This is a genomic window from Parvibaculum sp. (genome assembly GCF_040882025.1).
Classification (GTDB): domain Bacteria; phylum Pseudomonadota; class Alphaproteobacteria; order Parvibaculales; family Parvibaculaceae; genus Parvibaculum.
In genome coordinates, this window is sequence record NZ_JBBECC010000097.1 from 7,728 (window position 1) to 29,361 (window position 21,634).

The window sequence follows — 21,634 nt, forward strand, 5'->3', positions numbered from 1 at the left end:
GGCAAAACCGGCGGCCCTTTTCGTCGCGAGGCCAGCGCAATTTGATGTTAGGCTTCGCAGCGTCGCCATTTATCCAGGTCCGGCGACGTAAGGTAGCTTTCTTTGCGCAAATTATCTGCCTGTCTGCTCTGGCCTGTTCTTGCGGGCGGTTCCCTCCTGCTCATTTATGCGGGCATGGAGGCCGGGCACGGCGTGCTTGCTTTCAATCTGACCTATCTGGGCCTTGCTCTCACGATCGCACTGCTCGAGCGCGTATCGCCGCATGAGAAGAGCTGGCTCGCGAATGACGGGCAGATGGGCCCGGACCTGGCGCATACGCTGCTCAACAAAGGCGTTGCGCAGGTAGCCGTCACCGTCGTTGTTTTCATGGAGTTTGCCGACTTCGTGAAGCCTCTCGACAGCCCCTGGTGGCCGGAGACATGGCCTTTGGCGGCGCAGGTTGCGTTCGGCCTCATCATTGTCGAAGCTGGCCTCTACTGGAAGCACCGCCTTGCTCATGAATGGCCGTGGCTGTGGCGCTTCCACGCTGTTCACCACAGCGTGACACGGCTCTGGTTTTTCAATACCGGTCGCTTCCATCTCGTCGACACGGTGACGGGGCTCCTTGTCGGCATTCCGGTGCTTCTGGCGCTCGGCGCGCCGCCGCCAGTGCTGCTGATGGTCAGTGCCGTCACAGCGGTGGTCGGTATCCTGACCCATTGCAACATCGAGATGCGCTGCGGACCGCTGAACTACGTCTTCAACACGCCGGAATTGCACCGTTGGCATCATTCGATGAAACCCGACGAAGGCAACCGGAATTACGGCGAGAACCTGATGATCTTCGACATGATCTTCGGCACCTACATCAATCCGCGCCGCCGGCCGCCCACCGACATCGGCATCGCCCATCCGATGCCCGAAGACTTCATCGGCCAGATCAAGGCGCCGTTCACCCGCGCGCCGCTTTGAACCGGCACTCCAGCGTCAGCGCTCCGGCGTGTAGCGCACCGGCATTTCCTTGATGCCCGAAATGAAATTGGAGCGCAGCCGCCGGACCGGCCCGGCGACATGGATATCGGGGAAGCGCCGGAGCAGTTCCTCGAACAGGATCTTGAGCTGCAGTTCCGCAAGCCGGGATCCGAGACAGAAATGCTGACCGGCCCCGAATCCGAGCTGGGTCGGGGCGTCGGGCCTGGTGTAGCGCGCCACATCGAAGCGGTAGGGCTCCTCGAACGCGGCCTCGTCGCGATTGGCCGAGGCATACCACATCACGATCTTGTCGCCCTTGGCGATTTTCCGGCCGCGAATTTCGGTATCGGCGGTGGCGGTGCGCCGCATATGCAACACGGGGCTGACCCAGCGCACGATTTCCTGCACCGCGCTCGGGATGAGCGACGGGTCTTCGAGAAGCTTTTGCCGCTCCTGCGGATTCTGCGAAAGCGCAAGAAGTCCGCCCGAAATCGAATTGCGCGTTGTCTCGTTGCCGGCGACGACCAGCAGGATGAACGTGCCGATATAGGTCGGGAAGTTCATCGTCTCGCCGCCGGGCCTTGAATGCGCCAGCATCGAGATCAAGTCCTCGCCCGGCTTCTCGAGCCGCTGCTGCCAGAGCCCGGCCGCATAACCGGCCATCTCCATCACGCAGTGACGCATATAATCATCCGACACCCTGAGTTCCGGATCGTCCTCGCCGACGGTCGCGTTCGACCATTCGAAGAGTTTGGCGCCGTCGCTTTGCGGTACGCCAAAAAGCTCGGCCAGAACCTCGATCGGCAGCGCCGCCGCCACCGCGGAGATGAATTCGGCCTCGCCGGTCTTCGGCAGATTGTCGAGGAGCCGCGTCACGCGCGCGCGAATACGTTCCTCCATGCCGGTGATCCGCTTCGGCACGAAGCCGGGCGTCACCATGCGTCGGTAAGCGGCATGTTCCGGCGGATCCATCGAAATCATCGAGGCGTCGGTATCATTGCCGTCGATTTCGTTCTCGTTGAAAATGCGATGCCCGCCATTGTTCTTGGCCGATGAGAAGAGGGCGGGATTTTTCGAGATCGCCTCGATGTCGTCATAGCGCGTGATCGCCCAGAAACCCGCCGCGTCGGCTTCCGGATTCCAGTAGACCGGCTCCTCCGTGCGCAGCTTGCGAAACACCTCATGGTGTTCGTCGCGCATATAGAGATCGGGGTTTTTCAAATCCGGCTTGCCGCCGAGATCGATCGCCTGCGCTTGCGGCCTGAGCATGGATATCCTCCCGTTGTTCTTTCCGGGAAGCTTAGGCCTCTTTGGCGCGGTGTCTCAAGAGAAGCGGCGTTTCAGGCAACGGGAAATCCGACTGCGGCCTCAAGCTCTCTCAGCGCCTGTTCCGGCGTCACGACCTTGATCGTCGTCATGCCGAGCGCCTTGGCGGGCTTCAGGTTGATGCCGAGATCGTCGAGATAGACCGATGACGCAGCGGAAACGCCGAGCGCCTCGCAGGCCATCTCGTAGATACGCGGATCGGGCTTGCGGATGCCGACTTTCGAGCTTTCGATCACATGGTCGAACAACGACATGATCTCGGCAACGGCGGCGGCCTTGTCGCTCGACCGTGCCATGCCGGCTCCTTCGCCCGCCGAGACATTGTTGGTGATGCAACCGACCTTCGCGCGTGCCTTGCAGCGCTTCAGCGCCTCGACCATCTCGGGACGGATGTCGCCCGACAGAAGCTCGATGATGTGACGGCCGGGAATGCGCGTGCCCCGCGCCTCGGACTCCTCGGCAAACAGGCGGTCGAAATCGTCGAGCGTGCATTCGCTGCGTTCGAAGAGGGCCCAGGCATTGGTGTCGGGATTGGCAGCGTTGATGCCGCGGATGAAATCCTTCGGCAACCCTTTCTCCACCTCATAGCGATTGAACGCCTCGAAAGGGCTCGTCGTCAGCACGCCGCCGAAATCCCAGATAACCGCCTCGACCATGAGGTTCCCGCCTGTTCAAGTTTCGTTTGGCGGGAACCTACACGGCGGAAGCGATATCGGAAAGCTCAGCGTGCGCGCACGAGGCAATCCTGGCCGGCGGATTTGAGCTTGCTGCAGGTCTCGATTGCCGCCGCCTTGCTCTCGAAGCCGGCCGCGCGAACGCGGTAGAAGATACCTCGCTCGCCGAGATCGGCCCGCTCGACATCGAGCGCATGGGCCGAAAGCAGCGCGCCATGCTTCTTCTGCAATCCTTCATAGGCGGGTTTTGCCGCCGCTTCCTCGCGCACCGCCATCAGCTGCACGACAAATGCACCGCCGCTGGCAACGCTTGGCGTGGGAGCAGGCGCTGCGGGCGCAGGCGCCGCCGATGGAGCGGCGGGAACGACGGCCTCAGGCTCTGGCGCGGCCGCTTCGGGCACGGCGCCGACATCCGCTGTTTCGATTTCTTCGGGCGGCGCCGCAGCTTCGGCCTCGGGCGCCGGTGTCTCTGCTTCGGGCGCCGCGGCGATTTCGGGAGCGGCCGGTTCCGGCTGGGCGGCGCGCAACGCGGGCTCCGGCTCCGGTGCGCTGGCCACAATGTCCGGCGACACGGGCGCGACACCTTCATTGTCGTTGAGCGACATCGCCACGATGACGCCGCCGAGCAGCGCCAGGCCGATAAAGGCCCCGGCGATCAGCCGTGTCCGGCTGCCGCTCTCGTAATCCTCGGGCGTGTAGATGATTTCAGGCTCCGGCGGGCGCGGCCGCTCCTCTTCGTCCATTCCCTGCATCTCCGGCCTCTCCGTGGCGGGGCTGGCATAAAGCCCCTGGGAAGGGCCTTCCGAACGGCCGAAACCGCCGCCGAGACCGCCAAGGTCCGGCTGCCGGCCGCCCGCCAGCGTCACGCGCGAGGACGGGTCGGCCGAGGAAGGCTCCGCCTCACCCTTGCGCGCAAGCAGGTCGCTCGTCAATGAGGCAGGCTTCTTTGACATCAGGCGGCACCTCGAAGGCCACGTTCGTCACGGCCGCCGGTCAGAAAAGGGGCGGTGGCTAATGGCGCGGTTTCGCGGCCCTCCAGGCGGTCGTCGAGGAACCGCCAGAGTTCGGCGACTTCCTCGGGGGATTTGGTCTGGGAAGCGATTTCCATAACCGTGCGTCCATCGATCATGCTGGAGGCGAAGTCGATGCGCTGATGCAGGATCGAAGGGGCGACCGGGCCGTGATGGGAAAGCGCGATGACCGCCTCGGTGGTAATGCGCGCCCGCGGGCTCGCGCCATTGACGGCGAAGACCAGTGGCTTGCCGACTTCCTCGCAGAGCCGGACGGTGGCGCCGGCGGCCCGGAGGTCGTGGGGGCTAGGCCGGGTCGGAATGACGACGAGATCGGCGAGCCCGATGACATGGCCGATGGTTGCCGTAATGGCAGGCGGCGTGTCGATGACGACGAGGCGGACGCCGCCATCCCGGAGCGTTGCCAGATCCTCTTCCAGCCCCTTGCTGGAGGCGCGGGCGAAGAAAGGCCGCTCTGCTTCGCGCGCGTTCCACCACTGCGAAAGGCTGCCTTGAGGGTCGGTGTCGATCAGCGCCACGGGCCCGGCGCCCTGACGCTCGGCCTCGACCGCGATGTGGCCGGCGAGTGTCGTCTTGCCGGAACCGCCCTTTTGCGAGGCGAATGCGATGACGTGCATGGCTTTCGTATTCCCGTTGTCCGGCCGCGTCGCGGACTAGCGCGGCCTTGAAGAACATAACGCTTCCGCTGCAGTCCCTTGCGCTTGCGCGCGTTGGAACCCACCGTCACGGTTGTGAACGAATATCGAAAAGGCCGAATCAGCCCCCCAAGTGAGAGTAATGTGTGACCCAATTTGGCTCAACATATTGAAGTGAAAAAGCGGGTTCACGCTAGAAAATGTGGTTCTGCCGCCACAGCTGCCTCAGGCGGCAGCTGTTTCTGCCGTGATTTTGAGCATCGCCCGCGTAAGACGGGTGAGATCGTCGGCTTCAATCACCAGCGGCGGCGTCGTGTAGACGATATTACCGAAGGGACGAATGAAAACCCCCTCCTCGACGAAGCGCTGTTTGATGCGGTTGAGGTCGCCCATCCGCTCAAGCTCGATCACGCCGATGGCGCCCTTCACGCGGACATCCTTCACGCCTTCGATGTTGCGGGCGGGCTCAAGCTCGCGGGAAAGCTGCGCCGCGATCGCCGTGACCTGCGCGATGCGGGGTTCGCGTTCGAACAGATCGAGTGAGGCATTGGCCGCCGCACAGGCAAGCGCATTGCCCGTATAGGTCGGTCCGTGCATCAGCGCGCGGCCCCCCTCCTCGCCGAGAAAGGCCTCGAAGACCGGCGCACGGGCGATGGTGGCCGCGAGCGCCATTGTACCCCCGGTCAGCGCCTTAGACAGCGTCACGATATCGGGCACGATGCCGGCCGCTTCGCAGGCGAACATCGCGCCGGTGCGCGCAAAGCCTGTGAATATCTCGTCGAGGATCAGAAGCAGACCATGCTTGTCGCAAAGGGCGCGCAGCCGCCGCAGCGTCGCCTCGTCGTGAAAGCGCATGCCGCCGGCGCCCTGCACCAGCGGCTCGGTGATGACGGCGGCGACCTGATGGGCGTTAGCGGCGAGGAAGGCATCGAGCGCCGCGGTCTTTTCCTCGTCGGTCGGCAGCTCGGCAATCAGTTGTTCGGCAATCGCGCCCTTGAAAAGCGTGTGCATGCCTTCGTCGGGATCGCAGACCGACATGGTGGCAAGCGTGTCGCCGTGATAGCCGCCCTTGAAGGCGACAAAACGCGTGCGGCCCCCCTTTTTACGATCAGAGCCGCCCTTGTTGATCCAGTATTGCACGGCGATCTTCATCGCGATCTCGACCGAGACCGAGCCCGACTCGGAAAAGAACACATGGCCGAGATCGCCAGGCAGCAAATCCGACAGCCGCGTCGCCAGCCGGCAGGCTTGTTCATGGGCGAGCCCGCCCAGCATCACATGCGGCATCCTTTCAAGCTGCGCCGTCACGGCCGCGCGAATATGAGGATGATTATAGCCATGTGCCGCCGTCCACCAGGACGACGTGCCGTCGATCAGCTCGCGCCCGTCCGCCAGCGTCAGCCGCACGCCGTCGGTCTTGACGACCGGCAGCGCCATCGGCGTCGTCTGCATCTGTGTATAGGGCAGCCACAAATGCGGCGCGCCCTCGACGAGCCAGGCCGGTGGATCGTTGACGAGCGGATTGGCGGGCGGGAAGGACAAGCGCGTGACCGTCACTTCTCCGACGGGCAGCTATGCGCCGGCATCGACTTGATGCCGAGCTTGGCGAAAAGCTTTGCGTCCTTGTCGGCTTCGGGGTTCTTCGTCGTCAAAAGCTTCTCGCCGATGAAAATCGAATTCGCCCCGGCAAGGAAGCAGAGCGCCTGCGTTTCTTCCGACATGTGCTCGCGCCCCGCCGAAAGCCGCACCACCGATTGCGGCATCGCGATGCGCGCCACCGCGATCAGGCGCACAAAGTCGATCGGGTCGATTTTTTCGCTGGCGCCAAGCGGCGTGCCCTCGACCGGCATCAGCATGTTGATCGGCACACTTTGCGGATGTTCTTCGAGGGTGGCCAGCGTCAACAGCATGCCGATGCGGTCGTCGGGACTTTCGCCCATGCCGACGATGCCGCCCGAGCAGACATTGATGCCGGCATTGCGTACGCGCTCCAGCGTGTCGAGCCGCTCTTGATAGGTCCGTGTACTGATGACTTTCGGATAATACTCTTCCGAGGTGTCGATATTGTGATTGTAATAGTCGAGCCCCGACTGCGCAAGACGGTGCACCTGCTGGCCCGACAACATGCCGAGCGTCATGCAGGTTTCCATGCCCATCTCCTTGATGCCCTCGACCATGGCGCAGACCATGTCCATGTCGCGGTCCTTGGGCTCACGCCAGGCGGCCCCCATGCAATAGCGAGTGGCGCCCGCTTCCTTGGCGCGGCGCGCTTCGGCCAGCACCTTTTCGACTTCCATCAGCTTGGAGGCCTTGAGGCCCGTCTCGAACTTGGCGCTTTGCGCGCAATAGCCGCAATCCTCCGGGCAGCCGCCGGTCTTGATCGAGAGCAGCGTCGACATCTGCACCTCGTCGGCCTTGAACCAGCGGCGATGGACGAGCTGCGCTTCGAACAGCAGATCGTTGAAGGGCAGGTCGAAAAGCGCCTGCAGTTCCTCCCGCGTCCAGTCGTGGCGCAGCGCGTCCGGATTGGTGCGCGCGGTGACGATGTCCCGGGTTTTCGTCTCTTCGATGCGGGTCTGGATGGTCATGGACGCGACTTCTCTGTTGCCGGTTCTGGTATCGCTCGGAATGTTCGGGGCAGCATAGGCGGCTCGTCCCGCAATGCAAGATTGGGGGCCGGCGCTCAATCCTCGCCCCAGCGCCGGAGCAGGGCGCCCTGGATCTTGAGAAGCCGGTCGATCAGCGCCGGGTCGCCGGCCGCCTCCGCTTGACGCAGCGCCAGCGCGACATCGAAGAGCGTTTCTCGGACCTCCGCGCTTCGAATGCGGCTCCGGATCCAGCCGACGGCGGCGCGGCGCTCGCCTTTCGTTACTTCGACCACCCGGTGCAGCGTCGCCGAGGGGTAGAGAACGAGCGCGCCCGCCTCGAGCTTGATGAGCCGCTCGCCGGACGGTTCCTCGACCACGAGATCGCCACCCTCGTAACTTTCGGGCGGTGAAAGAAACAGCGTGAAGGAAAGATCGGCACGCTGGCCTTCGATGAAGGCATCGTCCGAATGAAGGCCATACGACATACCCAGCATATAGCGCGACAGGAGAATGCGAATGACGTTTTTGGGCCGCGCCGCGGCACGGAATACGTCGTTCTTGAGAAGGCGTTTCTCGATCAGTGTCGTCATGTCGGCGGCAAGCCCCGATGGCCTGGCCTGCTCGTTGTTCTTGACGGCGCGGGCAGCGCGGCCGGCCGTGCGCGCGCCGCTCTCGAAGACGTCGGCTTGCGCGAATACGGCATCGGCGAGCCGCAGCTCGGCCGCCGTCAGAATGTCTGCGATCTGGATGAACAAGGCAGGGCTTCCATGCGAATGCAAGTCGTTTGCAAAATAAGGCGATCCGCGCTAAAGGTCGAGGCCGCATATGAGGCCTCGAGACAACAGGGACGCGTCATGAAGTATCGCATGAAACTATGGACCGGCATCAGCGCCGCCGCCCTCATCGCGGCCAGCAGCGCCGTTGCGGGGAAGGCGGATCCCGCCCCCCATGACGGGCCCGGCGGCGCGCTCCAGCTCGCGGCGATGGGCGAAGGGGAAGGCGAAGGCGGCGAAGGAGAGGGCGGAGAAGGCGGCGAGGGCGGTGTCGATCCCGCTCAGGCCGCGAAGGACCCCGCTGTATATCTTTCCGCGCTCGACATCATCCGGGCCCATTACCTCGCGGGCGAGGCCATGCTGAATGTCGAAGGCGGCAGGCGCGCCGCTGGCGAAATGTTCGCGCATCCGATTTCGGAAGTTTATATCGACCTCGAACCGGTCTTCGAGGCGCGGGGCGTCACGCTTTTCATGGATGAAATGACGAACGCCGTCGAACGCGCGCTCGGCGATGCGCCGAAGGACGAGGTCGAGACGGCGGTGGCGCAGGTTTATGTCGCGCTCGACAAGGCCGAGAAGAAGGCGCCCGACGGCGACAAGGATGCGGTCGCCGTCGAGGCGGCGCTGGCCGCAGATATGTTCGACCGGGCGGCACGGCAATATGACGCCGCCCTGGCGCCGGCCGGCTCCGACGAGGCATGGATCGACGGCTACGGCTTCTGGAAGATGGCCGAACGCCGCGCCGCCACGCTGTTGCCCCGGCTCGAAGGCGATCACGAGGCGCTGGCCGAGGAAATCGCCGCCGCGAAGCTGCTCTTCGGCAGTGCCTATGAGAGCGTCGAGAAGCCTGAAAAGCCCGATGTTGAAGTCGGCGTGCTGCTCGCGAGCAGTTCGCGCATCCTCTTGAAAACAAGCAGATTTTAGCTGCGCTCAAAAAGGGCTTGCGCGGCATCGCGCGTGCGGCCCATACCTCCTCGCAATGAGGAGAGAGGCAATGGCCGCTTCACTGGATGAATTCGCGCGAGGAAAGCTCGACGCGCTCGAAACGCAGGCGCTGCGCCGCCATCTCGTCGAGACCGACCGGCGCGTGGGCGTGCGCGCCATGCGGGGCGGACGCGAGTTGATCTCCTTCTGCTGCAACGATTATCTCAACCTGTCGCAGCATCCGGACGTCAAGCGTGCCGCCATGGCGGCAACCGAGAAATACGGGGTCGGCGCCGGCGCCTCGCGTCTTGTCAGCGGCAACCACCCTCTTTTTTCCCAACTGGAACAACGGCTTGCGGCGCTGAAACAGACCGAGGACTGCGTCGTCTTCGGCTCGGGCTACATGGCCAATCTTGGCATCGTGCCGGCCATGGTTGGGCATGATGACCTGATCCTGGCCGACGAGCTCGCCCATGCCTGCCTGCTCTCGGGCGCCAAGCTCTCGGGCGCGCGCCATTTTACCTTTCGTCACAACGACCTGGCGCATCTCGAGGCGCTGCTGACCGCGCACCGGTCCGCCGCTCGCCACTGCCTGATCCTGACCGACGGCATCTTCAGCATGGATGGTGATGCCACGCCTGTCGGCATGGTTCAGCATGTTGCTTCCAAGCATGATGCCTGGCTGATGACGGATGACGCGCATGGCATCGGCGTGGTCGGCCATGAAGGTCGCGGCTCAAGCTTTATGGGAAAAGAAAAGGTGCCGGTGCCGCTGCAGATGGGCACGCTGTCCAAGGCGGTGGGGTCTTATGGTGGCTATCTCTGTGCGAGCCGTGCCGTCTGCGACCTGATCCGCACCCGCGCCCGCACGCTGATCTATTCGACGGGCCTGCCGCCGGGGGTGGTCGCGGCCGCCATCGCCGCGCTCGATTTCATCCGCGACAATCCGGATTACTGCCGGCGCCCGGTCGAAAAGGCGCGGGGCTTTGCCCGCGCGCTCGGCCTCGCCGCGCCTGAAAGCCCGATCGTGCCGCTGATCCTGGGCGATGCCGAACGGACGCTGGCGGCTTCCGCCCTGCTCGAGGCCGAAGGCTTTCTCGTCACCGCCATAAGGCCGCCGACCGTGCCGCCGGGAACGGCGCGGCTGCGCTTCACCTTCACGGCCGAACATGACGACGAAGACATTGCCCGCCTGATCGGTCTCGTCCGTGAACAGATCATGCCGCGCAAGGCCGCTGAGTGATATGACGGTCGTTTTCGTCACCTCCTCCGGAACCGAAATCGGCAAGACCTATGTCTCGGCCATGCTGACACGCGAATTGAAGGCGCGTGCCATCAAGCCGCTGGTCAGCGGCTTCGATGAAACGACCTTCCCCGAAAGCGATCCGGCGATGCTGCTCGCGGCGATGGACGAAAAGGTGGCGTTTGAAAATGCCGGCCTCGTTTCGCGCTGGCGCTTCGCCGCCGCGCTCTCGCCCGACATGGCCGCGCGGCGCGAAGGCCGCGCAATCGATTTCGACGAACTGATCGGGGAATGCGTGGACGCGGCGGCAAGGCACGACCCGCTCGTTATCGAAGGCGTCGGCGGGCTGATGGTGCCGCTCGACGAGCGCCGCACCGTGCTCGACTGGATGAAGGTGCTTGATGCGCGCGTGGCGCTGGCGCCGCTTCTGGTCGTCGGCTCCTATCTCGGCACGATCAGCCACACGCTGACGGCGTTGGCCGTGATGCGTGTCGAGGGTCTCCTCCCCCGCGCCATTATCGTCAGCGAGAGCCCGCAGAGCCCGGTGCCGGTCGCGGAAACGGCCGAAACCATCGCGCGCTTCGCAGGCGGCGTGCCGGCGCGCGCGCTGCCGCGCGGGCAGGCCGTCGCATTGGCCGATCTGTTCTGAGCGTCAGGCGCCGGGCAGCTTGTCCCGGATTTGCGCAAGCCTTTCGTTCATCGAAACGAAAACGAGATAGATTTCGCACACCACGCGCCAAAGGATGAGGCCGAAGGCGACGCCCACCAGCCCCACGATGAGTTGCAGCAGGCCGAGCCCGGCATTGAAGCCCATCGTATTGATCGAGCCGGTGACGCTGCCGAATCCGAAAAGCAGAATGATCACGATCCCGAGCCAGTAGAGAAATTTGACGATGCTGCCCGCGATCATCTTGTCGAAGGTCAGAAAATCCTGAAACCGCATGTGATCCTCATATGTGAAGGACGGCTTGCCCGAACGCTCAAGCATTGTTCTAAGCCGCGCATGTTGCGTCAGCCCATGTGGCAAGACAAGCGCGTACACACAACGCCGGCGGGCCGCACAACGAAAAGAGCCTGCTTTCCCGCGCAGGCCCTTTCCGCACTTTGTGGATAAATGTCGTCAGCGTACGCCGATAGCGCCCAGCACACCGAAAAGCTGCAGCAGCCAGACAATGACGACAATCACGACGACGACATTGAGGATCTGCTTGATCTTCGGATCCATCGGTATGTAGGTGTTGACGAGCCACAACAGCACGCCGACGACGATCAGTGTGATGACAAGATTTAAAAGCATCCGGGGTTCCTGTTCTTTCCTGTTGCGAGCGGATGTATGATTTTCCGGTTCAAGCAAGGCAGAATGAAGGCCGCGGCGAAAATTTTGTCCGTTTCCGTCCTATTTCGGGCCGAAAAGCACCCAAAGGATCAATCCGACAACCGGTACGATAATCACGGCGGCGATCCAGACCGCCTTCCAGATCGGATCGGCGCCGCTCTGCGCAATACGGACAATTGCGTAAATAACGGCCACCAGCAGCAGCAGGCCGAAAATACCTCCGAAGGGTCCGCCGGGCATCGACATGTTTCCTCTCCACGCAAAATACAACGGCGACAGCCTAAAGCCCGCCGCTGCACATGCAAGCCGCTCAGAGGAGCCGCGGGGCGGAAATCCCTTCGAATTCGAGCAGCCATTTCTTGGTCGGCAATCCGCCGCCGAAGCCGGTCAGCGAACCGTCGGCGCCGATCACGCGGTGGCAGGGCACAATGACCGGGATCGGATTGCGTCCGTTGGCAAGCCCGACGGCGCGCATGCCTTTCGGATTGCCGATGACGCGTGCGATGTCGGCATAGGAGCGTGTCTCGCCGAAGGGAATGGCGGCAAGCGCCTGCCAGACGCTTTTCTGGAACGGCGTGCCGGCGGCGGCAAGCATCAATCCGCTGAAGTCCTTTTTCCGGCCCTCGAAATAGAGGTCGAGCGCTTTCAGCGCCTTGTCGCGATGTACACGAGACTGGGCACCTCCCTCGCGCTTCGGAAAGGAAACATCCTTCATGTTGGGGAACAGCACCATTGCGAGGCCGGCATCGGTGGCTGCGACGCGCAGGCGGCCGATGGGCGTGTCGAGCGTCGCGGTGGCAAGTGTGTCGTCGTCGGGGAGTTTCATCGTTTTTCCTTTCATAGCGTCCAGAGCGCCAGCGCGGCATAGCCGCGCCAGGGGCGCCAGTCCTGCGAGAGCAGTTCAAGCTCTTTCGTCGCTACGGGCGCGCCGCCGCCTGCCGCCTTGCGCAAACCGAGATCCGATGCCGGGAAAGCGTCGGGTTCGCCGAGCGCCCGCAGGGCCACGTAATGCGCCGTCCATTCGCCGATGCCCGGCAACGCCGTCAGCTCGGCGATCTTCGCCTCCAGCGTTTCGCGCGGGGAAAAATCGAGCGCGCCGGAAGCAACCGCAGCGGCGAGGCTTTTCAATGTCGATATGCGCCCGCCCGTGAGACCGAGCCCGGCGAAATCGGCATCGGCAAGGCGTCGCGGCGCCGGGAAGAGATGCGTGATGCCCTCCTCGCCGCTGTCGATCGGTTCGCCGAATTTCGCCACGATGCGTCCGGCGATCGTCGTCGCCCCTTTCACCGAAATCTGCTGGCCGAGCACGGCGCGGATCGCAAGCTCGAAACCGTCGAAAGCGCCCGGCACGCGCAAACCTTTGACGCGGGCGAGGCGCGGCCCGATCAGCGGATCGCCCCGGAACGCGGCCGCGATCGCCGAAGGATCGGCGTCGAGATCGAAAAGCCGCCTGAGCCGCGCCGCGATGCGCCGCATCGGCAGCGCAGCGCCCGCCCCGGCGCCCGCAACCGCAACGCGCGCCTCGAGCGCATGGCCTTTTTTGGCCGGCGCAACCGTGAGCGTGCCGCTGACGCCATCGAGCCGGAAGCTGCGGGCATATCGCTTTTGCGTCACGCTTTCGACGCCCGGCATGGCGCGGCCCGCCAGATAGGTGACAAGCCGTTCCCAGTCGAAGGGCGGACGATAACCGAGGCGCATGATAATGCCGCCGCCGCTCGCCGTTTCGGACGCGCGGCGGATTTCGCCTGGCGCGACGCCATAGGCCTGGCGGATCGCGTCGTTGAAACGCCTGAGGCTCCGGTATCCCGCCGCATAGGCGACCTCCGCCAGCGGCAATCGTGTGTCGCTGATGAGCTGTTTGGCGGTCAACAGGCGCCGGTTGGCGGCGACCGATTGCGGACCGGCGCCGACATGGGCGAGGAAGAGGCGGCGCAACTGGCGCTCGCCCATGCCGAGACGCTGGGCAAGATCGTCGAGCTTGCCTTCGTCGAGCGCGCCCTCGTCGATGAGGCGCAGCGCGCGCGAAACGCTCGCCGCCGTGCCGACCCAGGCCGGTGTGCCGGGCGCGGCCTCCGGGCGGCAGCGCAGACAGGAACGAAAGCCCGCGGCTTCCGCCGCCGCTGCGCTCGGCACGAAACGGCAATTCTCGCGTTTCGGCACCCGCGCCGGACAGACCGGACGGCAATAGATGCCGGTCGAACTGACGCAGACGAAAAAGCGCCCGTCGAAGCGCGCATCCTTGGCCTGGATCGCGCGGTAGCAGAGATCGGGGTCAAGCCCGGGCGTCGGTATGTCGGCTGTCTGTTTCATGAGAGCAGTCTAGGACAGCCCGGCTGCGCCGGCTCGCCAAAATCGGACATGGCCGTCTAACCCGATCGAGTGGTTTGAGTTCGTCGGCGCCGCTGCTAGTGTCCCTTCAAGAGGGAATTCGGGAGGACAGAATGACAGACCGGGCCGGCGCCGTTTCAGGCGTCGTGGCTGCGGGCGCGCCGTCGCAAGGCTTCACGCCCGCCTATCGCAACTACGCGCTTTTCGTGCTGATGGTTGCCTATACCGCAAATTATGTCGACCGGCAGATTCTTGCGATCCTGCTGCAGCCGATCAAGCTCGAACTCGGCCTGACCGACACCCAGCTCGGCTTTCTCTCCGGAATCACCTTCGCGATTTTCTACGCGACGCTCGGCGTGCCGATCGCGATGTGGGCCGACCGCTCCAACCGCCGCAACGTCGTCGCGTTGGCGCTGACGATTTTTTCGAGCATGACGGTCGTCTGCGGCTTCGTGACGAATTTCGCACAGCTTGCGCTCGCGCGCATCGGCGTCGGCATCGGCGAGGCAGGTTCGAGCCCGCCGTCGCATTCGATGATCTCCGACATGTTCCCGCCCGAGAAGCGTGCTTCCGCGATGGGGATTTATTCGCTCGGCATCAATATCGGCATCCTGATCGGCTTTCTGGTCGGTGGCTGGGTCAGCCAGTGGTATGGCTGGCGCGCGGCCTTTTTCATCGTCGGCGCACCGGGCCTCCTGATCGCGCTGCTGGTCCGTTTCACGCTGAAGGAACCCGAGCGCGGCCATGCCGACGGCACGACCGCGCAAGCCGCCGGCGCCGCGCCGAAAGTGATGGAGGTGTTCCGTCTGCTCTGGTCGCAGCGCTCCTTCCGCCACATCTCGTTCGGGTGTGCATTGGCGGCCTTCGGCGGCTATGCGGGCGTGACCTGGATACCGGCCTTTCTCATCCGTTCCTTCCAGATGACCCCCGGCGAAATCGGCACATGGCTCGCGCTGATCATCGGCTTTGTCGGCGGCGCGGGCACCTATTTCACGAGCTGGCTCGCCGATCACTATGGCAAACGCGATGTGCGCTGGAACATGTGGGTAGTCGCCATTGTCATGGCGCTCTGCTTCCCCTTTGCCATCGCCATGTATCTCTCCTTCGACAAATACTGGGCGCTCGCCTTCTTCCTCGTGCCGGCATTCGCAGGCGCGGCCTATATCGGGCCGAGCCTGGCGATGACGCAGGGCCTTGTCGTGTTGCGCATGCGCGCGGTCGCCTCCGCCGTGCTCTTCCTGATCCTCAACCTGATCGGCATGGGTCTCGGGCCGCAGGCGGTCGGCATCGTCAGCGATCTCTATGCGCCGCGCTTCGGCGATGAATCGCTGCGCTATGCACTGCTCACGGTCATGGTGGTCTGGCCCTGGGCGGGCGTGCACTTCGTCCTCGGCGCGAAGACGCTGAAAGAAGATCTGGAACGCGCCCGGACGCATGGTCTGAAATAGCCGCGCCTCTTTGTCCGCTCGCAGCGGTGCGCCATCTGTGGAAACATGGCGGGGTCAAGGAGCCCCGTCATGCCCGCCGCCGAAGCCTTGCCGGAAACCATGCGTGCCATGCTGCTTGATGCGCCGGGCAGGCCCCTGCGTCTCGCCGAGGTGCCTGTGCCGCATCCGGGGCGGGATGAGATACTCGTGAAGGTCGAAGCCTGCGGCGTCTGCCGGACCGACCTGCATGTCGTCGACGGAGAATTGCCCGAGCCGAAGCTGCCGCTCATTCCTGGCCACGAAATCGTCGGCCGTGTTGTGGCGTCAGGCGAGGGCGTCACGCGGTTTTCGCCCGGGCAGCGCGTCGGCATCCCCTGGCTCGGACATACTTGCGGCACCTGCCGTTATTGTCTGTCGGATCGCGAGAACCTGTGTGAGCATCCGCTCTTCACCGGCTATACGCGCGATGGCGGTTATGCCGAATATGCCCTTGCCGATGCCCGCTTCAGCTTTGCCATCTCCGGCGGATATTCGGCTGCGGAGGCGGCGCCGCTCCTTTGCGCCGGGCTGATCGGCTATCGTTCGCTGAAGGCGGCGGGCAAGGGAAAGACGCTCGGCATCTACGGTTTCGGCGCGGCGGCGCACATCGTCGCGCAGGTAGCGCGGCATGAAGGCTGGCGCCTCTTCGCCTTTGTGAAGCCCGGCGATAGGGCCGCCGAAAATTTCGCCAGCTCGCTCGGTGCGGAATGGGTTGGCGGATCGGATGGAATGCCGCCGGAACCTCTCGATGCGGCCATCATCTATGCGCCGGTCGGCGCGCTGGTGCCGGCCGCCTTGCGGGCGCTTGCGCCCGGCGGCCGTCTCGTCTGCGCCGGCATCCACATGTCCGACATCCCCTCCTTTCCCTACGACATTCTGTGGCGCGAGAAATCGATCCATTCCGTCGCCAACCTGACCCGCGCCGACGGCGATGAATTTCTGGCGTTGGCGCCGCAGGTGCCGGTGGTGACGACGGTCGAGACGCTGCCGCTCGAACAGGCCAACGAGGCGCTGGCGCGATTGCGCGACGGCCGCCTGACCGGCGCGGCGGTGCTGATCATGACGCCGTGACGGGCGCGCCGATGCGGTGTCACGCAATCGTCGCAAATCTCCGGCATGGCTGGACAAGGTCTATGGCGTTCCGGATCGGCAAATGAAATCTCCAGCAATCGCTCTCGGCATGTTCGCACTGGTATCGCCAGCTTTCGCCGTCGACGAGCGCTATCGGGCTTATGAACCGGCGCCGGGTCTCGCCGGCACGGTCGAAGCGGCGGCCGATCCTGCCAATGCCCGGCTGATGCTGCTCTGGCGCGAAGGCTTTGCCGCCCGTCATCCGGCGGCGCGGATCGCGCCCCTCGATGCCGCGGCGTCCGATGCCTTGACCGCGCGTGCCGCCGTCGAGGCGCTGGCCGTCTTCGTTCACAGGGACAACCCGCTTTCCTGCCTGCCGCTCGACGGGCTTGCGACGCTTTTTGCGGGTGCCGCGACCTGGGGCGATGCGGGCCTTGAAGGCGATTGGGCGGCGCGCCCGGTCGTCGTCTTCGACCGTCCGGCGGGCAGCGAACGCGATTTCTTCGCCGCCGCCGCGCTGAAGGGCGGCGAGATCGCGCCCGATGCGAAAATTATTGCGCGCGCCTCGGCGCTGATGCGCGAGATCGGCGTGGTGCCAGGCGGCATCGGCTACGCGCCCGCCGGCTATCGCAGCGATGCGGTGCGCGCGCTCAAGCTGTCGGACGGCGGCGAATGCGCCGGCCCGAGCGAGGCGAATGCGCACCGCGCGGCCTGGCCGCTGGCGCGCATCGTCCGCCTTGTCGCGCGGGGACCGGCGGCGCGAAACATGATCGACTATGTGCTGTCGCAGGAAGGCCAGCGCGATGCCGTGATCGCCGGCTATTTTGCCTTGCCTTATGTTTTCGCGGCGGAGGACCGCAAGGCGCTCGGCCTCGATTGACCTGCCGCGCCGGCGCAAACGAAAAACCCCGGCAACTTTCGTTGCCCCCGCGTGCGTAAGCGCGCAATACGAAAAACCCCGGTGGGAGGACCACCGGGGCTTCCGTCTGACGATCTGCGAGGATCGGATCAGCGAGGAGACTCAGAAAGCGAACTGCGTCCTGAGCGCAACGGCCTGATGACCGAAGTTGTTGCCGACCACGCCCGCGTCCTCGACGTCGACGTCGAGATAGTTGAGCATGAAGCGGATGTTCTTGTTCGGATACCAGTTCAGGCCCGCCGTGATGATGTCCTGCTCACCGCCGAGGACGCCCGCATCCGTGTCGTTGAGATCGGCCTGGCTGTAACGCAACGCAAGTTCCCACGCACCCATGCCGCCGCCGGTCATGAACGGATTGGCCGGCGAGACGCCCGAATAGGCCGCTTTCTTGATGTCGTACTTGTATTGCTCGCCCGTGATGATCCACGACGCCTGCAGGTACCAGGCAGCGAACTCGGCATCCGTGCCGCCGCCAAGGGCTTCCACGTCGTAGCGGTAATATTCGCCCTGGGCGCGGAACGGACCGTAGTTGAAGGCGAGTTCCGGACCATAGGCCATGGCGCCGTCGGCGGCGAGGCCGCCGGTGTCGATCAGACGTGTCGGATCGACACGCAGCTCCGGACGGTCGCGGAACCGGATGGAGTCGCCCGACAGGTTCGCCGCATAGGTGCCGGAGGCGCCGAAATGGAAGTTCGGACCGCCTTCGCCGGGATTGGTCGCGAAGGCAAGCCGCCCGAGAACGTTCGAGCGATCATAGTCGTCGGTGTCGCCGACCGAACCCATCGTGTAATAGGCGGCGGCGAAGAAGTTGTCGGTGTTGCCCGTGCCACCGACGGCCATGCGGCCGTCGCCGGCGCCGATGCCGGTCATCAGGTTCGCGGCCGTCGCGCGTTCCATGAAGGTGATGTCGTTCGACGAGGTCGAGTCGTCGAGTGTGAGCTTCGGCTGGATCGCGCCGATGCTGAGCTTCACGCCCTTGATGCCCTTGTAATGCAGCGCGGCCTCGTAGACGACGCCGGCCTGTTCGTTGCCCGAATCGCCGAAGTTGAAATGCAGGTCGTAGCCGAAATCCTTCCAGAGCGTTCCGGTCGCGCCGATGATGGCCCGGCGGAAGTTCATGTTGCCGCGCAACCCGCCGACGGCGGCCTTGCTGGTGGCGTCCTGGTCGTAGGCGCCCACATCGAGATGCGCCCGGCCGGTGACGGCGAAGGTGAAGTTGCCGTCGGCCGACTTGAAGCTCGGACGGCCGTTCTTCAGCGACACTTCGACATCGCTTTTGCGTTCTTCCAGCGATTTGATCTGGTTGCCGTGCTGGATTTCGACGTCGTCGATCTTCTTCTGAAGGGCCTGCATCTGCGCCTTGAGGGCGTCGATTTCGGCCTGGGCGTTCGAGGCGGCGAAGGCCGGGCCCGAGAGGAGTGCGGCGGCGCCAAGTGCGGTGCCGGCCAGCAGAATGTTTCGCAACGTCATTTGACGTCTCCGTTTTCTGTGGATGAGCTTCTGTTGCAGGACTGGCAGCCGCGACGGACGCCGCGAACACCCCCCATGGCTTTCGCAAGTAACAGAGCTATGTGACAGTTCGTTCGACTTTTTATGACAGTGATATGACAGCCCCGGCCTGTGGCCGGATTGCATCGCTTTTGGGCACTATCCGATGGCGGACAGTTTTTCTTGTCATTTCAATGACTTGAAACGAAACGGGGCAGCTCCGCCTGTCGCGAAGCCGCCCCGCCTGCCCCTCAAGGAGGGGAACAGCCGTCAGAAGCTGAACCTGACGCCGCCAAGGATCGTCCGGGGCTTGCCGGGCCGCGCGCCGGCCGGGTCGAAGGAGACGTTGTAGACCTCGTCGGTCAGGTTCTCGACGATGCCGATCAGCGTCACCCCCGGCGCGACGTCGTATTCGGCCGAAAGATCGAAGATCACCCGCTCGTTGATGAGTTCGTCGTCCGGGATGGCGCCTGTACCGGCGACCGCGCGCGTCTCGTCGACATAGGAGACGAGCAGGTTGGTCCGCCAGACCTCGCCCTCGAGCCCGGCCGAGAGCGTCAGCATGTGCTCGGGCACGTAAGGCAGCTCGTCGCCCGCCGTCACCGTCCCCCAGGGGCCGAAGCCGCTGGCGAAGTTCGTCTGGAATTCGGTCGTCGTATAGGTATAGGCGGCCGCCAGCGGCACCCTGAGACCGAGACCCAGAAGATCGCCGGCATCGGTGCCGGCCGCGATTTCAAGCCCCTTCACATCGACCTCGCCGCCGTCGAACTGCGCGCCGATGGTGCAGCCGCCGCCGGTCGAGGCCGTGCAGGTGCCCAGGAGGTTCGAATAATCGTTGAAGAAGCCGATCGCCTCAAAGGCGAAGGCGCCCGCGCCGTAGCGGAAGCCCGCTTCGTAATTGACCGATTTCTCGGCATCCGACGTCGAGCCCGGTCCGGGCGCCGCGAAACCGCGATGCACGCCCGCCAGAATTTGCCATTCGTCGGTCAGATTGTAGGTGGCGCCGATGCCGGGGATCAGCACATCGACCGAATTCTCCCGCACCGAGGTCGGTGTCGTCCGCCCCGGATCGTTGAGCGCGTAGTCGGTGCGGCGGAGCTTGATCGTTTCATAGCGCAGGCCCGGCACGACCGTGAGATTGCCCCAGTCGATCGTGTCGCGCGCGAAGAAGGCCCAGGCCTTGGCGTCGCCGACGCGGTTGGTCTGGCTGCCGGGCGCGCCGGCCGTCGTCAGCGTCAGCTGGCCGCCGGTCATCGCGTAGATGTCGTCGTTCTGGAAGCGGTCTTCCTCGTCCTGGTGGTAGCGCGCCGACACTTCGACGAAATGCGCGATGTCGCCGGTCAGGAAGGTCGTCCCGAGCACCGACTGGATGCCGGCGGTGTAGTATTCGCGGTTATTGTTCCGTATACGGATTTCACCGTCCGCGACGCCGCGCAGGATGTCGCGTTCGGTGCCGTTCGCCGGATCGCCGACCGCATTCGAGATGCTGGTCCAGCCCGGCGCGCCGGTCTGCCGCACATCGTTGATCTTGTACCACGCGCGCGCCGTCTCGGTGTAATAGGCGGTGGTGGTGAGCGCCGTGTCGTTGTCGAAGTCGACGCGATGCGTGGCCTGGAACGTCTTGTGATCGACATTCATCTCGTCGAGCCGGCTCGCCGCGTAGCGCCGGTAGGGATTGGCCGCGAAGTCGGCCGGCGTCAGCCCGAGATAGGTCTCGTCGGAATTTTCGTCCGACACCTGCACCTTGAACTCGAAAGCCTGCCTGAGGCCGGAGCCCGCCTTGCTGCGGAAGGCGAGCTTGCCGACATAATCCTGCAGGTAGAAGCCGGCATCGCCGCCGCCATCGACGGTCTTGAAGCCGTCGCTGCGGTTCTGCAGCGTTTCGAGCAGGATGCCGACATCCCACGCCTCGCTGAGCGGCATCCAGCCGCCGGCATGGCCGTGAACGCGCAAGGTCGCGTCCTCGCCGCCCAGCACCTTCAGCGATCCCGAAAGGCTGCCGTCTTCATTGTCGGGGATCGCGGTCGAGAACAGGTTGATCGCGCCCCCGACCGTCGACGGCCCGTATTTGATCGCGGCCGCGCCCTTGGTGATTTCGACGGCTTCCATGCGGCCGGCATGGGGAAAGTAATAGGCGGCGGGCGCGGCGTAAGGCGCCGGCGCCATCAGCACGCCGTCTTCCATCACGACGATCTTCGAATTGCGGTCGTTGCCGGAGCCGCGAATGCCGATATTGGGGCGCAGGCCCTGGCCGTCTTCTTCCTGGATCTGTACGCCCGGCGCGAGCCGCAGCACCCGGTTGATGTCGCTATAGGAGAATTTCTCGAGCTCTTCCTTGCCGATAAAGGTGACGGCGCCGGCGACTTCCGCCGTCTCTTCCGCCGTGCTGGTGACGAGGAGGCCCTTCAGAATGTGAACCTTGCCTTCTTCGGGTTGTGCCGTCCCGGCGGGTTCCTGGGCAAGCGCCGGTGCCGCCATCAGCACGGTCGCAAGCGCAAGCCCGCTGCAGCCGCGCAGGAGCCGGGCGGTCGAAAGTCGTGAAGTCATGGAAATCCCCCTGGGAAACATCCGGCCCGAGCGGCGGGCCGTCTTGCGAACAAATCTCAAGGGGCTGTCATACAAATTTCACGCGGGCCTGTAAATGCAAGTGACTCGCATTTCTAGTTGCAAGAATGTCGCAGGCGCCCGCCTTCTTCCCACCCGACCCCCATTTGACCCCCCCTCGCCGCGCCCCCTATCTTGCGGGCCATCGCTATTGGGGAAGAGACAAAGACAATGACGCTGAAAACCGGCGCGGCGGCTGCCGCATGAGCATCCGCAAACTGCTGATCGCCAATCGCGGCGAAATCGCCATCCGCATCGCCCGCGCCGCCGCCGAACT

The 21,634-nt window shown here is 64.4% G+C and carries 21 protein-coding genes; 7 read left to right on the plus strand and 14 right to left on the minus strand.

The window, feature by feature from the left end; genetic code table 11:
- The first annotated feature begins 102 nt into the window (after window positions 1-102).
- A complete protein-coding gene (locus tag WEB61_RS06920; protein WP_368063598.1) occupies window positions 103-951 on the plus strand; it encodes a sterol desaturase family protein in 849 nt (282 codons plus the stop codon).
- 15 nt (window positions 952-966) lie between these two features.
- On the opposite strand, the gene WEB61_RS06925 is transcribed toward WEB61_RS06920, so the two are convergent.
- The 7 genes from WEB61_RS06925 to WEB61_RS06955 all read right to left on the minus strand — a co-directional run bounded on the left by WEB61_RS06925 (window position 967) and on the right by WEB61_RS06955 (window position 7,960).
- A complete protein-coding gene (locus WEB61_RS06925; protein WP_368063599.1) occupies window positions 967-2,220 on the minus strand; it encodes a cytochrome P450 in 1,254 nt (417 codons plus the stop codon).
- Window positions 2,221-2,291: 71 nt separating this feature from the next.
- Entirely contained in the window at window positions 2,292-2,933 is a 642-nt protein-coding gene (locus WEB61_RS06930) for an HAD-IA family hydrolase (RefSeq protein WP_368063600.1), read from the minus strand.
- Between the two features lie 65 nt (window positions 2,934-2,998).
- A complete protein-coding gene (locus tag WEB61_RS06935; RefSeq protein WP_368063601.1) occupies window positions 2,999-3,904 on the minus strand; it encodes an SPOR domain-containing protein in 906 nt (301 codons plus the stop codon).
- Window positions 3,904-4,599 carry an AAA family ATPase gene (locus WEB61_RS06940; RefSeq protein ID WP_368063602.1) on the minus strand — a complete coding sequence of 232 codons (696 nt, stop codon included), beginning with the start codon at window positions 4,597-4,599 and terminating at the stop codon, window positions 3,904-3,906. Before WEB61_RS06940 ends, WEB61_RS06935 begins: the two co-directional genes overlap by 1 nt.
- Window positions 4,600-4,842: 243 nt before the next feature.
- Window positions 4,843-6,159, minus strand: a complete 1,317-nt coding sequence (locus WEB61_RS06945; RefSeq protein ID WP_368063617.1) for an adenosylmethionine--8-amino-7-oxononanoate transaminase — start codon at window positions 6,157-6,159, stop codon at window positions 4,843-4,845.
- Between the two features lie 11 nt (window positions 6,160-6,170).
- Entirely contained in the window at window positions 6,171-7,205 is a 1,035-nt protein-coding gene (gene bioB / locus WEB61_RS06950; protein WP_368063603.1) for a biotin synthase BioB, read from the minus strand.
- Between the two features lie 95 nt (window positions 7,206-7,300).
- The gene (locus WEB61_RS06955) at window positions 7,301-7,960 is read right to left on the minus strand and encodes a Fe2+-dependent dioxygenase (protein ID WP_368063604.1); all 660 of its coding nucleotides are present in this window, start codon (window positions 7,958-7,960) and stop codon (window positions 7,301-7,303) included.
- A 99-nt stretch (window positions 7,961-8,059) separates the two neighbouring features.
- Between WEB61_RS06955 and WEB61_RS06960 the strand changes: the two genes are divergently transcribed.
- From WEB61_RS06960 to bioD, 3 genes are all read left to right on the plus strand, one after another.
- Window positions 8,060-8,902, plus strand: a complete 843-nt coding sequence (locus WEB61_RS06960) for a hypothetical protein (RefSeq protein WP_368063605.1) — start codon at window positions 8,060-8,062, stop codon at window positions 8,900-8,902.
- A 70-nt stretch (window positions 8,903-8,972) separates the two neighbouring features.
- Complete coding sequence (gene bioF, locus WEB61_RS06965; protein WP_368063606.1) at window positions 8,973-10,145, plus strand: 8-amino-7-oxononanoate synthase; 1,173 nt, start codon at window positions 8,973-8,975, stop codon at window positions 10,143-10,145.
- 1 nt (window position 10,146) lies between these two features.
- Complete coding sequence (bioD, locus tag WEB61_RS06970; RefSeq protein ID WP_368063607.1) at window positions 10,147-10,794, plus strand: dethiobiotin synthase; 648 nt, start codon at window positions 10,147-10,149, stop codon at window positions 10,792-10,794.
- A 3-nt stretch (window positions 10,795-10,797) separates the two neighbouring features.
- Here bioD and WEB61_RS06975 read toward each other — a convergent pair whose 3' ends face one another.
- The 5 genes from WEB61_RS06975 to WEB61_RS06995 form a co-directional block, all read right to left on the minus strand.
- The gene (locus tag WEB61_RS06975) at window positions 10,798-11,088 is read right to left on the minus strand and encodes a DUF4282 domain-containing protein (RefSeq protein ID WP_368063608.1); all 291 of its coding nucleotides are present in this window, start codon (window positions 11,086-11,088) and stop codon (window positions 10,798-10,800) included.
- A gap of 177 nt (window positions 11,089-11,265) precedes the next feature.
- Window positions 11,266-11,442, minus strand: coding sequence for a Thivi_2564 family membrane protein (locus WEB61_RS06980; RefSeq protein ID WP_368063609.1), 177 nt, complete (start codon window positions 11,440-11,442; stop codon window positions 11,266-11,268).
- Window positions 11,443-11,541: 99 nt separating this feature from the next.
- Window positions 11,542-11,727, minus strand: coding sequence for a PLDc N-terminal domain-containing protein (locus WEB61_RS06985; RefSeq protein WP_368063610.1), 186 nt, complete (start codon window positions 11,725-11,727; stop codon window positions 11,542-11,544).
- Between the two features lie 64 nt (window positions 11,728-11,791).
- A complete protein-coding gene (locus WEB61_RS06990; protein WP_368063611.1) occupies window positions 11,792-12,307 on the minus strand; it encodes a methylated-DNA--[protein]-cysteine S-methyltransferase in 516 nt (171 codons plus the stop codon).
- Window positions 12,308-12,318: 11 nt separating this feature from the next.
- The gene (locus tag WEB61_RS06995; protein WP_368063612.1) at window positions 12,319-13,791 is read right to left on the minus strand and encodes an AlkA N-terminal domain-containing protein; all 1,473 of its coding nucleotides are present in this window, start codon (window positions 13,789-13,791) and stop codon (window positions 12,319-12,321) included.
- A 131-nt stretch (window positions 13,792-13,922) separates the two neighbouring features.
- On the opposite strand from WEB61_RS06995, the gene WEB61_RS07000 reads away from it, so the two are divergent.
- From WEB61_RS07000 to WEB61_RS07010, 3 genes are all read left to right on the plus strand, one after another.
- Window positions 13,923-15,257: a spinster family MFS transporter gene (locus WEB61_RS07000; protein WP_368063613.1), complete on the plus strand. Its 1,335-nt coding sequence runs from the start codon at window positions 13,923-13,925 to the stop codon at window positions 15,255-15,257.
- Window positions 15,258-15,356: 99 nt separating this feature from the next.
- Window positions 15,357-16,346 (plus strand): zinc-dependent alcohol dehydrogenase family protein, encoded by a 990-nt coding sequence (locus WEB61_RS07005; protein ID WP_368063618.1) that lies wholly within the window; start codon window positions 15,357-15,359, stop codon window positions 16,344-16,346.
- Window positions 16,347-16,428: 82 nt separating this feature from the next.
- Complete coding sequence (locus tag WEB61_RS07010) at window positions 16,429-17,226, plus strand: PstS family phosphate ABC transporter substrate-binding protein (RefSeq protein WP_368063614.1); 798 nt, start codon at window positions 16,429-16,431, stop codon at window positions 17,224-17,226.
- A 141-nt stretch (window positions 17,227-17,367) separates the two neighbouring features.
- On the opposite strand, the gene WEB61_RS07015 is transcribed toward WEB61_RS07010, so the two are convergent.
- Together WEB61_RS07015 and WEB61_RS07020 are read right to left on the minus strand one after the other, a co-directional pair.
- Window positions 17,368-18,735, minus strand: a complete 1,368-nt coding sequence (locus WEB61_RS07015; RefSeq protein WP_368063615.1) for an OprO/OprP family phosphate-selective porin — start codon at window positions 18,733-18,735, stop codon at window positions 17,368-17,370.
- A gap of 288 nt (window positions 18,736-19,023) precedes the next feature.
- The gene (locus WEB61_RS07020) at window positions 19,024-21,300 is read right to left on the minus strand and encodes a TonB-dependent receptor family protein (protein ID WP_368063616.1); all 2,277 of its coding nucleotides are present in this window, start codon (window positions 21,298-21,300) and stop codon (window positions 19,024-19,026) included.
- Between the last annotated feature and the right edge of the window lie 334 nt (window positions 21,301-21,634).

Excerpts from the sequence above, each read along its gene's own strand:
- WEB61_RS06925 (WP_368063599.1), bottom strand. The coding sequence starts at position 2,220 with ATGCTCAGGCCGCAAGCGCAGGCGATCGATCTCGGCGGCAAGCCGGAT.
- WEB61_RS06930 (WP_368063600.1), bottom strand. The coding sequence starts at position 2,933 with ATGGTCGAGGCGGTTATCTGGGATTTCGGCGGCGTGCTGACGACGAGC.
- WEB61_RS06935 (WP_368063601.1), bottom strand. The coding sequence starts at position 3,904 with ATGTCAAAGAAGCCTGCCTCATTGACGAGCGACCTGCTTGCGCGCAAG.
- WEB61_RS06940 (WP_368063602.1), bottom strand. The coding sequence starts at position 4,599 with ATGCACGTCATCGCATTCGCCTCGCAAAAGGGCGGTTCCGGCAAGACG.
- bioB (WP_368063603.1), bottom strand. The coding sequence starts at position 7,205 with ATGACCATCCAGACCCGCATCGAAGAGACGAAAACCCGGGACATCGTC.
- WEB61_RS06960 (WP_368063605.1), top strand. The coding sequence starts at position 8,060 with ATGAAGTATCGCATGAAACTATGGACCGGCATCAGCGCCGCCGCCCTC.
- bioF (WP_368063606.1), top strand. The coding sequence starts at position 8,973 with ATGGCCGCTTCACTGGATGAATTCGCGCGAGGAAAGCTCGACGCGCTC.
- bioD (WP_368063607.1), top strand. The coding sequence starts at position 10,147 with ATGACGGTCGTTTTCGTCACCTCCTCCGGAACCGAAATCGGCAAGACC.
- WEB61_RS06975 (WP_368063608.1), bottom strand. The coding sequence starts at position 11,088 with ATGCGGTTTCAGGATTTTCTGACCTTCGACAAGATGATCGCGGGCAGC.
- WEB61_RS06980 (WP_368063609.1), bottom strand. The coding sequence starts at position 11,442 with ATGCTTTTAAATCTTGTCATCACACTGATCGTCGTCGGCGTGCTGTTG.
- WEB61_RS06985 (WP_368063610.1), bottom strand. The coding sequence starts at position 11,727 with ATGTCGATGCCCGGCGGACCCTTCGGAGGTATTTTCGGCCTGCTGCTG.
- WEB61_RS06990 (WP_368063611.1), bottom strand. The coding sequence starts at position 12,307 with ATGAAACTCCCCGACGACGACACACTTGCCACCGCGACGCTCGACACG.
- WEB61_RS06995 (WP_368063612.1), bottom strand. The coding sequence starts at position 13,791 with ATGAAACAGACAGCCGACATACCGACGCCCGGGCTTGACCCCGATCTC.
- WEB61_RS07000 (WP_368063613.1), top strand. The coding sequence starts at position 13,923 with ATGACAGACCGGGCCGGCGCCGTTTCAGGCGTCGTGGCTGCGGGCGCG.
- WEB61_RS07005 (WP_368063618.1), top strand. The coding sequence starts at position 15,357 with ATGCGTGCCATGCTGCTTGATGCGCCGGGCAGGCCCCTGCGTCTCGCC.
- WEB61_RS07010 (WP_368063614.1), top strand. The coding sequence starts at position 16,429 with ATGAAATCTCCAGCAATCGCTCTCGGCATGTTCGCACTGGTATCGCCA.
- WEB61_RS07015 (WP_368063615.1), bottom strand. The coding sequence starts at position 18,735 with ATGACGTTGCGAAACATTCTGCTGGCCGGCACCGCACTTGGCGCCGCC.
- WEB61_RS07020 (WP_368063616.1), bottom strand. The coding sequence starts at position 21,300 with ATGACTTCACGACTTTCGACCGCCCGGCTCCTGCGCGGCTGCAGCGGG.